General features: G+C 29.8%; 1 protein-coding gene. It reads right to left on the bottom strand.

The features are described 5' to 3' along the window. Positions 1-212, bottom strand: a 212-nt coding sequence (locus KHA85_RS20795; protein ID WP_213186767.1) for an ATP-binding cassette domain-containing protein, incomplete at its 3' end; no start/stop codon positions are given. Positions 213-315 lie beyond the last annotated feature (103 nt).

The raw sequence follows: 315 nt of genomic DNA, 5'->3' as shown, positions 1-315 counted from the left end.
AAATATCCAGTTGTAATTCTTTTACACCATTCAATTTTACCAGCATCAGGGGTAATCTTACCAGTGATGATATTTAAAAAGGTTGATTTACCTTCTCCATTAGCACCAACTAATCCAATATGCTCCCCATTCAATAACCTAAAACTTGCATTTTCTAAAATTGTTCTTCCACCAAAATCATGACTCACATTTTCAACATTTAAAATACTCATTATTTACCTCTTTTCATACAAATATTTAAATAACATACAAGATAATACATAAAAAATGCAGCACACTACCTAACAATATCCACAAATGCCAAATACTATGCAT

It is taken from the genome of Dietzia massiliensis, from assembly GCF_018390595.1.
Classification (GTDB): Bacteria; Actinomycetota; Actinomycetes; order Mycobacteriales; family Mycobacteriaceae; genus Dietzia; species Dietzia massiliensis.
The sequence above is the reverse complement of the archived record's forward strand: the minus strand, read 5'-3'. Positions and strand labels throughout refer to the sequence as shown.